The following is a 13,207-nucleotide window of genomic DNA, read 5'->3' as shown; positions in this document are numbered from 1 at the left end:
ACTCCATTCGAAGGATCGCAAGCCATGAGCAAGGAAATCAACCGCGTCGCCATCATCGGCACCGGTGTCATCGGCGCAAGCTGGGCGGCGCTGTTTCTCGCCAGAGGGTTGGACGTCGTCGCGACCGACATCGCGCCGGACGCCGGCGCAAAGCTCGACGCATTCATCGACGCGGCATGGCCCGCACTCGAAGCAATGGGCCTCGCACCGGGCGCGTCGCGCGCGAGGCTGCAGTTCACGACCGACCTCGACGCAGCGGTGACCCGCGCCGACTTCGTCCAGGAGAACGGCCCCGAGCGGATCGACTTCAAGCAGGATCTCTACAAACATCTCGACGCCATTCTCGCCCCGGACACGATCATCGCGTCGAGCTCGTCCGGCCTGACCATCAGCGAAATCCAGTCAGCCTGCGAGCGCCACCCCGAACGGTGCGTGATCGGCCACCCGTTCAATCCGCCCCATCTCATTCCGCTCGTCGAGATCGTCGGCGGCAACAGGACATCGGAGGCAACGATCGAACGCGCGACGGCGTTCTATACGCGCCTCGGGAAAAAGACGATCCGGCTCAACAAGGAAGTGCCCGGCCATGTCGCCAACCGCCTGCAGGCGGCCCTCTGGCGCGAGATCGTCCATCTGGTCGCGGAAGACGTCGTGAGCGTCAAGGATGCCGATACGGCCGTGTGCTGGGGGCCGGGCCTGCGCTGGGGCGTGATGGGGCCGAACCTGCTGTTTCATCTCGGTGGCGGACAAGGCGGCATCGAGCATTTCTTCGATCAGTTCACCGGCCCGATGACCGCCTGGTGGAACGTGCTGGGGTCACCCCAAATCACGCCGGAGGTCCGGCGGAAAATGATCGACGGCATTCAGGACGAGGTGGACGGTCGATCGATCGACCAGTTGGCCGCTCGCCGTGACGAGGTGCTGCTCGGCCTGCTGTCCCTTCGGGCGGAAGACCGGTAACGCCTGCGTCGGCCGCCGCGTGCATCGCGGCGGCGATGGACGCCACAAGAAGTCGCGTAGCCGCATTGGAAAAATGCTTGTCCAGTTTTCGGTTGTGATGCGATCGACGGGAAACCCGTACTTTCCGCCCGCCCAACCGAGAAGCGCATCATGACTTTTTCCCAGCGCCATCAACAAGCCGAGCCGCTGTTGCTCCCCAACGTCCGGGATGCCGCCAGCGCCCGTGCCGCGGAAGCGGCCGGCTACACGGCAATCGGGACGTCCAGCGCCGCCATTGCCGACTCACTGGGCTACGCCGATGGCGAGGGCACCGGCACCTATCTGCCGGATGTCGACCGTGCGCGGGAGGAAACCATCGCACGCGGCCGTCGCAAACAGCATCCTCTCCCCAATTCCTCAGCCTCATTTCTGTTCCGAAGGACCCGATTCGGCAGGTTCGGTCATGTACTGTCGCTGCACGTGCTGCCGCTCGATCCGGGCATTCGTCGAGCCCGAGAAAGCGGAAAACGGTTCCTGGAAGCGAATCATCTAGGCGCGGTATCCCAGACATCTCCATCCAGGCGCCATCGCAGACGTGTATGCTGGTCGCCAGCCAGACTCCGGGCCTCTGTCGTTTCAGCACGCCGGCACAGGTCGCCATTCAGCATTCAAGGAATGAGAGGCTGATACTCATGTTCACGGCGCAAAAAAACCGATACTTCGCGGACGCCACGGGTTTGATCGTTCTCGTGATCCTTGTGGCGATCCTGTCGGTTTTCGTCCCGTCTTCCGACATCCCTCGACCGCTATGGATTCCAATCTACGGCGCGTGGGCTGTGAGTGCGATCTATATCTGGCGCAAGGTTGAACCGGAAACAAAACCCTGGCTCTTGATCGGATTGTGTTCGGCAGGTGGCGCGGCTGTATGGTACGCCGTGATGCGGGCGACCAGTCGCTGGATTTTCGGGGCCGACGAGTCCGAGCTTTCCAAAGTCTTCGACCTGCTGGTCGCATTGATGTGTTCTCCCGGTCTGACGTTTGTTGCGATCGCCGGTTGGGCGCGTTCACTGGTACGACGCAAGCCAAGTTGAGTCCGTCGACGCAATCCTCGGCGTCGTGCTCCACCAGCAAGCAATGACAGGAAAATGCAAACAGCTGACAACGGGCGTCTCGTCATGAAACAGGTGAGAACGGCCTTCTCCGAACGCATGAGGCCGACGTCGGTCGTTCCGGCCGTCTCACCCCACACGAACGACTACGACGACGCGTTGCACTTCTCAAACCTGCTCTGGGACGAGACAACTGCTCACGACTGGAGAAAATACTCCGACGCCATCTACAGATTGACTCCCGACGCGTTCTGCTACTTTCTACCCGGGATCATCCGCGTTTCGGTCGAAGACAATCAGGTTACCCTGACGGTCATCGAGAGCTTGATGGGGTCGCTGGACAGATCGCCGGTTGCGGAATACTGGGATGCGTATTTTCTGCAGCGCTGGCCCAAGCTGACAGACATCGAGTGTGATGCCGTGATCGAGTGGATTTTATGGCTCGACGAACATCCCCTGTCGCCATTCTCGAAAGACACGATTCTTCGAGCGTGCGAAACCCTGGAATGCGTGAAGAAGCACCGGACGGCGTAGCCGCTGCATGACGGCGATGGCTCGCAAGGGCGACCAGACGGATCACGGCGGCGACGAGGTTGAACCCCATTAAAAACAACAGAATCACCCTCAATCCAGATGCAATTACCCCCCCAGAGAAATTATATAAATATAAGAAAATCTACATAGCGACCCAACCTTCTTCACCGCCTTCCTTTAAGAAACATTCCTATAATTCAGCAAACGAAAATACGACATCGAGGGCCGCGAGATGAGCGACACGGCAAATCCACCTTTCCGCTTCTCCTTACAGGATCATTCACCTGCCGACCGGCTCGACGCATGGCAGACACAATATTCGATTGCAGAATTTTCTTTAACCACGCCGATTGACCCGATCATTGACTACCAATTTATCGGATACACGCTTGGCAACATCTCGGTCGGTAAATGGACCTACCGTCATCCGGGGCGCGCGGCAGTTCCGCTCTCGTACGCGCTGAACCGTTCGACGGCGTTCATTCGGCGAGACGGGATGGACAACTATTCGTTCAACCTCCGGGACGCGGGAATCGTGCGCGGGGAAATCGATGGAAGGCCGGTGTTCGTACAGCCCGGGGATATCCTCGTCGTCGACCAGGCGCGTCCTTACCACCGCGAAATCCAGGCGGGCGACGCGATCACGCTGCTGGTCGCGCGCGACATGCTGCCGAACCTGCCGTCGAGCGTCCACGGCACCCTCTTCAGTGGCGGCATCAGCCAGCTCCTCGATAGCTATCTGAGGAGCCTGCTCGACCAGATCGGCATGCTGTCGCAATCGGAAACGCTGCATGCCGAGCAGGCGACGCTGAGCCTGGTGAAGGCGATGCTCAGCCCGACCGCTCAAGAGATGTCGAATGCGCACAACGCGTTGCTGTCGACCCTGTACGTGAAGATCAAGGAATACATCCGGCAGAACCTCGACTCACCGGACCTGTCGCCGGATCGAATCTGCAAGGCAATCGGCATCTCGCGCTCGGGTCTGTACCGGTTATTCGAGCAGGACGGCGGTGTCGCGAATTACATCCGCAAACGCCGCCTGCTTGCGATTCACCGCGTGCTGATGTCACCCGAGCGCTCACGGCACCGGATCGGCGATCTGGCATACCGGTACGGCTTCAACAGCAACACGCAGCTCAGCCGCGCGTTCAGGCTGGAGTTCGGTCACGCACCGAGCGACACCCGCATCGTCGCGGGAAACGCGCAGCATCGCTTGCAACGACACACGGATACCGACTACAACGGCTGGCTCGCGCAGATTCGCTGAACGACGCGGCGAACACCACGCGCGACGGCCCGGCGTAAGGCGCACCGGGCCGGATAGGCATCCTGCGGGCGGTCAGGCGAACGCTGCCACGGCGGCGGCCGTGTCCTCGAAGATCCGATAGTGGCGGATCACGTTGCCTTCGATTTGTGCAACGACGGCGAAGTCGCTCTTGAAGATCCGCCCCGTCTTGCGCACGCGATGCTGCATGTAACCGAACGCGAACACATAGTCGCCGGCTTCGGCCCATTCGCGGATCTCGAACCGCTCGGTCTCGAACTGCTCGGCCAGCGTGCCGAGCAGGCGTTCGACACCGCCCTTGCCGACGAAGCGCCCGTAGATCGGCAGGCTCTCGGGGCCCTGCGGCTCGAACACCGTCGCGTCGTCGATGACCGCGAGCGCGCCCGATACGTCACGGGCGCCGACCTTCGAGAAGAACTGTTGCAGCGGATTGAGTGCCATACGAACCTCCATGATCGATGAATGGCAAAGCGGGATTGTCGAGACCGGCCCCCGCCGCGACGCCGGTATGTCGCCATGCCGACGGCCAGGATTCGAACCGCGCGAGCGTGCCGTCGACATGCGCCCAGCCGGCCGCGTCGACAGGCGGAAGTGGGCTGCGTGTGATGGTATGAAAGGGGCGGCCGCAACCGTTAGCGCTTTTGTCCCAACGCATCGACGATCCGTTTCTGTGCGCTCGTCCGCACCGCGCGCCGTGTGGGTGGGACGCACAGTCCATCCATTGAGACGCACCGGCTAACCGTTGCGCATCGCACTCGGTACATTTCCCTCCATCGTTGACTTCGCCGCGCGGGCCACCTCACGCGCGTTGCCGTTTCCCGGGGGAGGTCAGCACCACCCCGCCCGCTTTCTTCATGCCGGTTCGCCAGCCGTCACCATCATGAGTCTCGAACAACTGTCTCCGCTACAGCGCGCCCCGCAGCCCCTCGCGGTAGCCCATGCCACGCTGACGCGTCCGGTCACGCTGCTGTTCGCGACGACGGCGGGATTCGCCGTCGCCAACGTCTACTACGCGCAGCCGTTGCTCGACACGCTCGCGCACCAGTTCGACATCTCGCGCGCCGCAATCGGCGGCATCATGACGATCACGAGCGTCTGCTACGGGCTCGGCCTCCTGCTCCTCGTTCCGCTCGGCGATCTGTGGGATCGGCGCCGGATGATCCTGATCCAGACTGTCGTCTGCGCGCTTGCGCTGCTGGCAATCGCCACGGCCACGCGCACCTCCGTGCTGTTCGCCGGCATGGCGCTGATCGGCTTTCTGAGTGTTGTCACGCAGGTGCTCGTGTCATTCGCGGCAGGGCTCGCCGAACCGGCGGAACGCGGACAGGTCGTCGGCACGGTGACGAGCGGCATCGTGCTCGGCATTCTGCTCGCGCGCACGTTCTCGGGCGCGATCGCCGACCTCGCGGGATGGCGCGCGGTGTATTTCACGTCGGCCGGCGTGATGCTGCTGCTTGCCGTCGTTCTGTCGCGCGTCCTCCCGCTTCATCGTCTTCCGGGTGTTGCCGAGCCGTATCCGCGCTTGATCGCGTCGGTCTTTGCACTTTTCGCGCAGGAGCACGTGCTGCGCGTGCGCGCCTTCATCGCCTTCCTGCATTTCGCGGCCGCGATGACGCTCTGGACGCCGATGGTGCTGCCGCTCAGCGCGCCGCCGCTGTCGCTGTCGCATACGGAGATCGGGTTGTTCGGGCTCGCGGGTGCGGCAGGCGCGCTCGGCGCCGCACGCGCCGGCCGTCTCGCCGATCGCGGCTTGGCGCAATGGACCTCCGGCATCGGGCTCGCGTTGATGCTCGTGTCATGGCTGCCCACGGCGCTCGTGATGCATTCGCTCGCGGCACTCGTCGTGGGCGTCATCGCGTTCGACCTCGGCCTGCAAGCGGTGCACGTGACCAACCAGAGCCTGATCTACGGCGTGCGTCCCGATGCACGCAGCCGCCTGACGGCCGGCTACATGCTGTTCTATGCCGCGGGCTGCGCGTCCGGCTCGATCGCGTCGACCTGCGTGTATGCGCGCTTCGGCTGGGCCGGCGTCTGTACGCTCGGCGCCGCATTCAGTGCAACCGCGCTGTTGTTCTGGTATGCGACGCTGCGCCCGCGCGCGTGATGTCCGTTTCGTTCCTCCACCCAACCTTCATCGACAGCATGGATGCCAAACGCTCAGACAACCTCGTCGGCATTGAAGCGGGTCTGCAACGGCCCCTCGATCGCGCGCTCGACGCGCCGAACCACATCGACGAGCACACAGCCGTGCTCGCCGGCGACTGGCTGACAAGCGAGCATGCCCCGCGCCCGACGGTGAGCATCGACAGCGCCGCACCCGATCTCGAGCGCGATGTCGACCGCATGCTCGAGTCGCCGTTCAGCACACCCGGAGCACAGCGATGAGCCCGCCGATCCACGCCACGCGCGCGGAGCGGTGGACGCTGCTGGCGATCGGCACGGCCAGCATCGCGCTCGTCGCCGGCGCACTGGGGATCCAGCTGGTGTGGCACGAGGATCCGTGCCCGCTGTGCATCATCCAGCGCTATCTGTTCCTGCTCATCGCACTATTCGCCTTCGTGGCGGCGGCAGGCGGACGCCGCGTCGCGTGGCTACGTGCACTCTCGCTGGCCACGGCACTGGCAGGCGCGGCGGTCGCCGTGCGGCATATCTATGTACAGGCTCACCCGGGATTCAGTTGCGGCTTCGATGCGTTGCAGCCGCTGGTCGACAGTCTGCCGCCAGCGCACTGGCTGCCGCTGGTCTTCAAGGTGAGCGGGTTGTGCGAAACACCGACTCCCCCGATTCTCGGGCTGTCATTGCCGATGTGGGCGTTGGCGGGGTTCGCCGTGATTGCGGCAGCGCTCGGCTGGCGGATACGCGCACAAGCGGTCATCCGCACCGCCTGATTCCTCCACGTGACGTGTGGACGCGCGGCGTACTCGTGCAATACCCGTGTCCGCACACCGCTGTCAACAACACCATCACATTCAAAGCCTCGCGCTGCTGTGCTGCTCGAAGGCGCAGTGCGATCTCGAGATCGACGTGCGCGAAATCGCCGGCGTCGACGGCGTGCAGGTCAAGAAGCTGCCGTGCCGGTTCGCCGCGCTCGAACGCAAGGCCGACGACGCTCTACTGCGGTGCGCGCGACAAGAAGGACATCGATCTCGGCGAGCTCGCCGGGCAGTGGGCACGCGCAAGATCCCGAACTTCAAGTACGTGCCGGTGCTCTCCGAGCCGAGCGCCTGGGATCAGTGGACGGGCCGCATGGGCATCGTCCATCGCGCGGTGATCGAGGACCTGCCCGATCTGTTGGGCCGCCAGGTGTATGCGTGCGGCGCGCCGGTGATGGTCGAATCCGCGCAGCGCGATTTTATGCAGCACCATCGGTTACCTGGCGGCGAATTTGTTGCTGATGCGTTCACGACATCCACGCCGATGTACTTGTGATGTGTTCGAGGTGTCGGTCAGGGCCGCAAATGGAATTTATGAAGAGGTGGACTGCCGAACGTCCGATGTGACGTGGCAGTGGGTGCCCTCAATGCGACAACAACGACTTGGGGAGGTCGATCGAACATTGTGTAAAAGGCCGCCGCGTCCCAATATTGATCCGCTGTTTCTTGCAAGGCGACTCAAATATCATGCTTGATTCGCGGAATCCCGCCTTTTATCACTGTACAAGGACCGGCCCCATGCACATCGACACCGACTTCGAAGCCGCCGCGATCGACCACGTCGCCGATGCCACCACCGGCTCGCCCTTGCGCTTGCGTCTGCGCAGCGACAACGCGGCCGAATTCACCCAATGGTTCGCCTTCGAGCTGGTCGACGTGCCGTCCGAGGGCATCGACGTACGCATCGAGGGCCTAGCCGGATCGTCCTACCCTAAAGGCTGGGTCGACTACCGCGTCTGCATGCATGCCAACGGCGGCGAGAAGGCGGCCTGGTGCCGCCTGCCAACGAACTTCGATGGCGACGCGCTCGCCTTCCACGCGCCCGGCCCCGCCGCGCGCCTGCGCTTCGCCTATTTCCCGACCTTCGACCGCGTCGCTGAGGACAATCTCGTTGCCCAGGCGACGCAAGCAGGCGCGACGCTGGCGACTCTCGGAGCCTCCGCGCTCGGCGAGCCGATCCGCATGCTCTCGTTCGAGGGCCGTGCACCGCGCTCGCGCCTCTGGTTTATGGCCCGTCAGCATCCGGGCGAATCGCAGGGCGGCTATTGCCTGGAGGGCCTCGTGCAGGCACTGTGCGGCGAACTGCGTCCCGTCTGGGAGATCGGTGACCACGCAGTGCACGTCGTCGTCAATGTCAATCCGGACGGTGTGCGCCTGGGCAACCTGCGCACGAACGCGCGCGGCGCCAACCTCAATCGCTGCTGGGACCGCGAGTATCCGGACGCGCCCGAGACGGCCGCCGTGCGCCGGCGCATGCAAGCGCTCGGGCTCGACCTGCTCGTCGACTTCCATGGCGACGAGGTTCTGCCCCACGTCTTCTCGGTGGGCGCTGACGGTAGCCCCGCTTGGACACCACGCTTGCAGGTCTTGCGCCGCGCGTTCGACGAAGAACTGCTGCGACGCTCCCCCGTCTTCCAGACTGCGCGTGGCTATTCCGTCGACCGACCTGATCATGCGAGCCCGAAGAAGTGCATCCCGTGGGTCGCGGAGCAATTCGACGCGCTGGCGATGACCATCGAGTTGCCGTTCAAAGAGAGCGCTGACCGCCCACGGGACGTTGCCGACGCCGCTGCATACGCCCGCACATTCGGACGGGCCGTGCTCGAGACCGCCCTGGCGCTTGCGCCGTCCTTGCGGCCCTGAGGCCCTTCTCGCGTTCCGTGGGGCATATGGGCACCCCCGGTTTGCCGAGCTTTCATTTGCGCGACGGCTTGAAGGTCGGGATTGCGGCTGCGCCCGGACTCTGATTCCGGTACAGGCCGGCTGTCCCTGATGGGATACGCCGGTCAAGATCTCGACAAAATAGCGTGCTCGATGGGATACAGGTCTACATTGATATCGAAGCGACGCACCGAAGACCTGCTGCGCTGCATAACGTCACTGGGGGCCGGAGCAGCGGGATGAGTCCGCAAAGCATGCAATGGGCTCCGCACCTCCCGTTCGCTCGAGAACAAAGTGTTTTCCGATAGGCAAAAGGGGAGCTACTCGCGTCTCACGGGCATGTTACTGCCTTGCCTATTGAAATAATCAACGTTTTCTTCCGCATTCAGATGTTCATACCTCGACTTAGCAGTCGCTTCACGATACGCACCCCCAAGGATTGGATCGAACTTCCAGCTTGAAAACAACTTCCTTATTGAATTGCGTGAAAACATGTGCTCCAACGACGCAACAATCAAGCAAGATCGAATTTCCTGATCACCTTGCACATACAAATTTTCCAACCACCTCACCACATCAGCCACATCGCTCCTGGCTATCTTTCTGTCCTCTACAATCGAAACAAACCATCTCCCGAAATCCACCGCTGCAATATATCTTGAAATCAAGAACAACTGGGGATTGTCCGCCTCAACATTATCGTTTGAAATGCACAATCCATAGAATTCCAAGAATAATCGCTTACAATCACCAAACTCCATTGGAGGGACAATTTTCTCCGTGAAACTTCTCTTCGTAAGCTTGGCGTACAGCGACCCGAGCACCTCCGGTTGATCACTATCGATAAATTTCAAGAGCTCACTGCGAGGAACCGATTCCTCGGAATTTTCGTAGAGCATTTCCAGCTCAAGTAACTCGTCGTTCATGATCGCATCACTCTAAATTGGATCACCTGCTCGGGTACGCTCGACCGAGAAGCCAATGACTCACTCGGGTTACCCGCCTTCCGCAGCAGCAGTCATTTCGCCCGCAGCGGCCCCTCCTACCGCAATTGCGCCGCATGGCTCGGCAACCGCACATGCGACGGCACGCCTGACACCACTGCATCTCGTAGGCACTGGCGGCCGTCTAAAAGCAGCGTTCCCGTCGACTGCCCGTTCAGAGCAGCAAATGTCGTCCATCTAGCTCCGCACAACAATGAGGTGCCCAAGCATGATCACGTATGCCCGGCATTACAACGGAACCGGTATCGAGCAGCCGTGCCCCGCCACTTTACGTTCAGAGCGACCGAATCGACCTTCTGCGCAAGATGACGCATGCGTACAGTAGAACTAATTCGATGGCGTGAACGCCTCTGCGCGCTGAGCGCATCATGCGCCTGCGGAACTTCCGAACGGAGGCAGCTTGAATCCCATCCCCGTGGGAGTCGACATTGGCAAGAGCGTCTTCCAGATCCACTACATTGCGCCGAACAGCGGAGAAATCATCAACAAATCGCTCAAACGAGCGAACTTCCTCGAATATTTCGCCAACCTTGAGTCGTGCATGATCGGCGTGGAAGCATGTGGCGGCTCGCAGCACTGGGCTCGATCACTCAGCAGGCTCGGGCACCAGGTCCGTCTGATGGCTCCGCGCGTTGCCAAAGCATTCAACATCGGCAACAAGAACGTTGCTGCGGACGCACGGGCAATCTGGCTGGCAGTGCAGCAGCCTCGCAATAAGGTCGCGGTGAAGAGCGAGGCGCAACAAGCCGTGCTCGCCTTACATCGGCTGCGCCAGCAGCTCGTGAAGTTCTGCACCTCCCAGATCAACTGCATCCGTAGACTCTTGGGCGAATACGGCGAAGTCATGCCGGCGGGCCGGCGCGCCTTCGACGCGAATATCGCAGCCGTTCTCGATCGAGTCGGTGACCATGTCGCAGCACCGCTGATCGATACCCTCCAGGAGCAGTGCGCAGCCTTGACACACCTGGACGAGCAAATCACGCGCATCGAGCAACGGCTTAAGCAGTGGATGAGCACCGACTTGAGCGCGCAAGCCATCGGCGCGATCCCGGGCGTCGGTCTGCTGACCGCCACCGCCGCAGTTGTCACGATCGGCGACGCGAAAGCATTCAAGTTCGGTCGCGAGTTTGCGGCATCCATTGGCCAGTTGCCCAGGCAAGTCGGCTCGGGTGGAAGGACAACGCTGCTCGGGATCAGCAAACGTAGCGACGCTTATCTACGTACACTGCTCGTGCATTGCGCGAGAGTCATCAGCGTGCAACTTCGATCCAAACACCCCTGGGTTGAACAGCTGCAGAAGCGACGGCCTTATCCCGCATCAGCTTCTCAGGCGCGATGCTCGGTCGGCCTCCCTTCGCGCCGACTTCGTACATTGCCGAGAACTTCGCATCCATCTTCGACAGTGCTTCGTTCAGCCATATCCGGACCTGGCGCAGCGGATGCGCCTGCGGAACAAATTCTTCTAGCCTCACCGTGCTGAATAACGATTCGTTGTAACCGTCCGCACCTCGCATCGGCCTGCTCTTCCTTGATCTCGGGAACCTACATCGTGCAGGACCGACCGAGGTATTTCAACGACCTGTTAACGCAACCGAGGTTGGACGAGGTCCTTTGAAAACGCGCGCCATACGCGCCAGTTGCGAAGGGACTCAACGGCCAGGGGATGGCGGATGCTTTGATGCGTAGCCGTCGTTGAGCGTCGAAAGGAAGGCCTCGACGTCGGCGATGTCCGCCTCGCTCCAGACCGGCGGCTCGCCGCGCTTGCGTGTCAGCGGCTCGTCCGTCGTATCGACGTTGCTTCGCAGGTTCGCGGGCAAATCGTCGAATTTGACGACATGCCGATGCGTATCGGATACGTACAATTTCTCCGGGCTCGTGTCGCGCTGCACGTAAAATCGCAGCGCGTCCTTCAACGTGTGGAAACGGCCGTTGTGGAAGAACACACGGCGCGTGGCCGTATTGCGCAACGTCGGCGTCTTGAACAGCCCGCAATTCGACCGGTCGGCGGACTGGTCGGCGCGCACCGGGCCGCACAACCCGAGGTCGTAGTAATCGGGATTCGCGTTCGCGCGCAACTCTCGGTTGCGCGGCACGCCAAGTGCCTCGAATGTGAAGTCGGTCAGCAGCGGATGCGCGCCGTTCACGCCCGGCTGGTCGATATGGCACGACGCGCAGTTGCCGCGCGCGGGATCGTCGAACAGCCGTTTGCCGCGCATCTCCTGCGCGCTCAGTTCGACCTTGCCGTCGAGGTAGTAGTCGAACTTGCTCGTGTACGGGCGAAAACTCGGATCCTCGAGTTCGAAACGCTCGATCGCGAGCGCCGCATTCGCAAACGCCTGCTTCGAGTCGTCGAACGCATGCTCGCCGAATACCTTGCGGAAGCGATTCGCATACGGCGCGCGCCGCAGCTTCGCGACGACAGCCTCCGCGCTCGGGTTCGCCATCTCGTCCGGATTCAGCAGCGGAAAGCTCGCCTGATCGCGCAACCGGTCGAAGCGCCCGTCCCATCCGAAGCCGCCGATCGGCGCGTTATCGGTCTCCGTCAACCGTTCGGCGACGCTGGCGGCCTTCGGATGCGACCAGATCGGTGTACGGTTCAGCACGTAGCGCAGGCTCGGCACCGCGCGGGTGCCCTGCCGCTTCAGATCGGCACCGCCGAACTGCGCGGCCAGGCCGTTCGGCGGCCCGTACGCGTGCTCGGGACTGTGGCACGTCGCGCACGACATCCTGCCCGACGCCGATAACGACGGATCGAAGAACATCAGCTTGCCGAGGGCCGCCGCGTCGCTCGGCCCGGCCGCGCCAGCCGGCGCGGCGCAGGCCCAGATCGCCAGCGCCGCGCCCAGCGCGCGCCAGCCCCCGCTTCGACACACATCGCCTAGCATCCGCCGCATCTCACAGGTTCGTGAAGATGTCATTGCCGAAGCCTTGCAGGCCAGCCTGCCCTGCATAGCCGAGATGGTCGAGCCCGAAGATGTCCTCGACGCTCTTCAGCATCGAATAGTGGTTGTACGCGACCGTCGACACCGTACCCGGCTTGATGAACTTCGAGATCATCACCGCGCCCGTCTGGTCGCCGCCGAAGCTCTGCTTCGTGAGGTTGATCGTCGCGCCGTGGTAGGCGAGCGACGACGTCTGCGGGAAGACCGGCAGGTTCGGCCCCGGCTGCTGGCTGCAGCAGGTGGTGCCCGCGAACGTGAGGTTGGTCACACCCGGCGACGGTTGCGACACGCTCGCATAGCTGCTCTCGTCGAAATTGACGATCAACAGCCCGTCCTTCTGAAACGCCGGCGACGCGGTGATCAGCGGCACCCACTTCTTCAGGAACGCGTCGGCGCTCGTCAGGCCGCCCGCTTCACCATTCGCACACGGCGCGTCATGGCCGTCGTGACACAGGTTCGGCGTGATCAGGTTGAAGTTCGCCGTGGTGTCGGCCGACTTCAGATCGTTCTCGAGGCTCGCGAGATTCACGACGTTCTTCGCGCAATCCGGCGAGTCGATGATCGAATGGAAGTACACGAA

13 protein-coding genes and 3 pseudogenes are annotated in these 13,207 nt (G+C 62.4%); 11 read left to right on the top strand and 5 right to left on the bottom strand.

Translation table 11 applies throughout. The features are described 5' to 3' along the window. Positions 1-24 precede the first annotated feature (24 nt). The 5 genes from BDO18943_RS13060 (at position 25) to BDO18943_RS13040 (ending at position 3,849) form a co-directional block, all read left to right on the top strand. Positions 25-960, top strand: a complete 936-nt coding sequence (locus BDO18943_RS13060; RefSeq protein WP_175022606.1) for a 3-hydroxyacyl-CoA dehydrogenase NAD-binding domain-containing protein — start codon at positions 25-27, stop codon at positions 958-960. 150 nt (positions 961-1,110) lie between these two features. Next, on the top strand, positions 1,111-1,626 hold the full coding sequence (locus BDO18943_RS42625) for an isocitrate lyase/phosphoenolpyruvate mutase family protein (protein ID WP_235995987.1): 516 nt from the start codon (positions 1,111-1,113) through the stop codon (positions 1,624-1,626). Beyond that, positions 1,539-2,030 (top strand): hypothetical protein, encoded by a 492-nt coding sequence (locus BDO18943_RS13050; RefSeq protein WP_175022595.1) that lies wholly within the window; start codon positions 1,539-1,541, stop codon positions 2,028-2,030. Before BDO18943_RS42625 ends, BDO18943_RS13050 begins: the two co-directional genes overlap by 88 nt. Positions 2,031-2,084: 54 nt before the next feature. After that, positions 2,085-2,582 (top strand): hypothetical protein, encoded by a 498-nt coding sequence (locus BDO18943_RS13045; RefSeq protein ID WP_175022605.1) that lies wholly within the window; start codon positions 2,085-2,087, stop codon positions 2,580-2,582. Positions 2,583-2,814: 232 nt separating this feature from the next. Continuing rightward, a complete protein-coding gene (locus tag BDO18943_RS13040) occupies positions 2,815-3,849 on the top strand; it encodes a helix-turn-helix domain-containing protein (protein ID WP_175022604.1) in 1,035 nt (344 codons plus the stop codon). A gap of 72 nt (positions 3,850-3,921) precedes the next feature. On the opposite strand, the gene BDO18943_RS13035 is transcribed toward BDO18943_RS13040, so the two are convergent. Further along, entirely contained in the window at positions 3,922-4,308 is a 387-nt protein-coding gene (locus BDO18943_RS13035; RefSeq protein ID WP_235995985.1) for a nuclear transport factor 2 family protein, read from the bottom strand. A gap of 439 nt (positions 4,309-4,747) precedes the next feature. On the opposite strand from BDO18943_RS13035, the gene BDO18943_RS13030 reads away from it, so the two are divergent. The 5 genes and pseudogenes from BDO18943_RS13030 (at position 4,748) to BDO18943_RS13010 (ending at position 8,663) form a co-directional block, all read left to right on the top strand. After that, positions 4,748-5,971 carry an MFS transporter gene (locus tag BDO18943_RS13030; protein ID WP_175022602.1) on the top strand — a complete coding sequence of 408 codons (1,224 nt, stop codon included), beginning with the start codon at positions 4,748-4,750 and terminating at the stop codon, positions 5,969-5,971. Next, on the top strand, positions 5,971-6,252 hold the full coding sequence (locus BDO18943_RS13025) for a hypothetical protein (RefSeq protein ID WP_175022594.1): 282 nt from the start codon (positions 5,971-5,973) through the stop codon (positions 6,250-6,252). Before BDO18943_RS13030 ends, BDO18943_RS13025 begins: the two co-directional genes overlap by 1 nt. Next, positions 6,249-6,755: a disulfide bond formation protein B gene (locus BDO18943_RS13020; RefSeq protein WP_175022601.1), complete on the top strand. Its 507-nt coding sequence runs from the start codon at positions 6,249-6,251 to the stop codon at positions 6,753-6,755. The genes BDO18943_RS13025 and BDO18943_RS13020 overlap by 4 nt, the downstream gene beginning before the upstream one ends. Positions 6,756-6,798: 43 nt before the next feature. Then, positions 6,799-7,296, top strand: a pseudogene (locus BDO18943_RS13015) (hypothetical protein); the annotation flags it as partial. 242 nt (positions 7,297-7,538) lie between these two features. Next, the gene (locus BDO18943_RS13010; protein WP_175022599.1) at positions 7,539-8,663 is read left to right on the top strand and encodes a M14 family metallopeptidase; all 1,125 of its coding nucleotides are present in this window, start codon (positions 7,539-7,541) and stop codon (positions 8,661-8,663) included. Between the two features lie 338 nt (positions 8,664-9,001). Here the strand turns inward: BDO18943_RS13010 and BDO18943_RS13005 are convergent, their stop codons facing one another. Then, on the bottom strand, positions 9,002-9,607 hold the full coding sequence (locus BDO18943_RS13005; protein ID WP_175022598.1) for a hypothetical protein: 606 nt from the start codon (positions 9,605-9,607) through the stop codon (positions 9,002-9,004). A gap of 478 nt (positions 9,608-10,085) precedes the next feature. Between BDO18943_RS13005 and BDO18943_RS42620 the strand changes: the two are divergent. After that, a pseudogene (locus tag BDO18943_RS42620) lies at positions 10,086-10,994 on the top strand (IS110 family RNA-guided transposase); the annotation flags it as partial. 4 nt (positions 10,995-10,998) lie between these two features. On the opposite strand, the pseudogene BDO18943_RS13000 reads toward BDO18943_RS42620, so the two are convergent. The 3 genes and pseudogenes from BDO18943_RS13000 to BDO18943_RS12990 all read right to left on the bottom strand — a co-directional run. Next, positions 10,999-11,199 (bottom strand): annotated as a pseudogene (locus BDO18943_RS13000) (IS5/IS1182 family transposase); the annotation flags it as partial. 135 nt (positions 11,200-11,334) lie between these two features. After that, on the bottom strand, positions 11,335-12,558 hold the full coding sequence (locus BDO18943_RS12995; RefSeq protein WP_265328603.1) for a cytochrome-c peroxidase: 1,224 nt from the start codon (positions 12,556-12,558) through the stop codon (positions 11,335-11,337). A 22-nt stretch (positions 12,559-12,580) separates the two neighbouring features. Continuing rightward, positions 12,581-13,207: alkaline phosphatase family protein (locus tag BDO18943_RS12990; protein WP_321533533.1), on the bottom strand; the 627-nt coding region annotated here is incomplete at its 5' end.

The organism is Burkholderia aenigmatica, assembly GCF_902499175.1.
GTDB lineage: Bacteria > Pseudomonadota > Gammaproteobacteria > Burkholderiales > Burkholderiaceae > Burkholderia > Burkholderia aenigmatica.
This window is presented reverse-complemented; position numbering and strand designations above follow the sequence as displayed.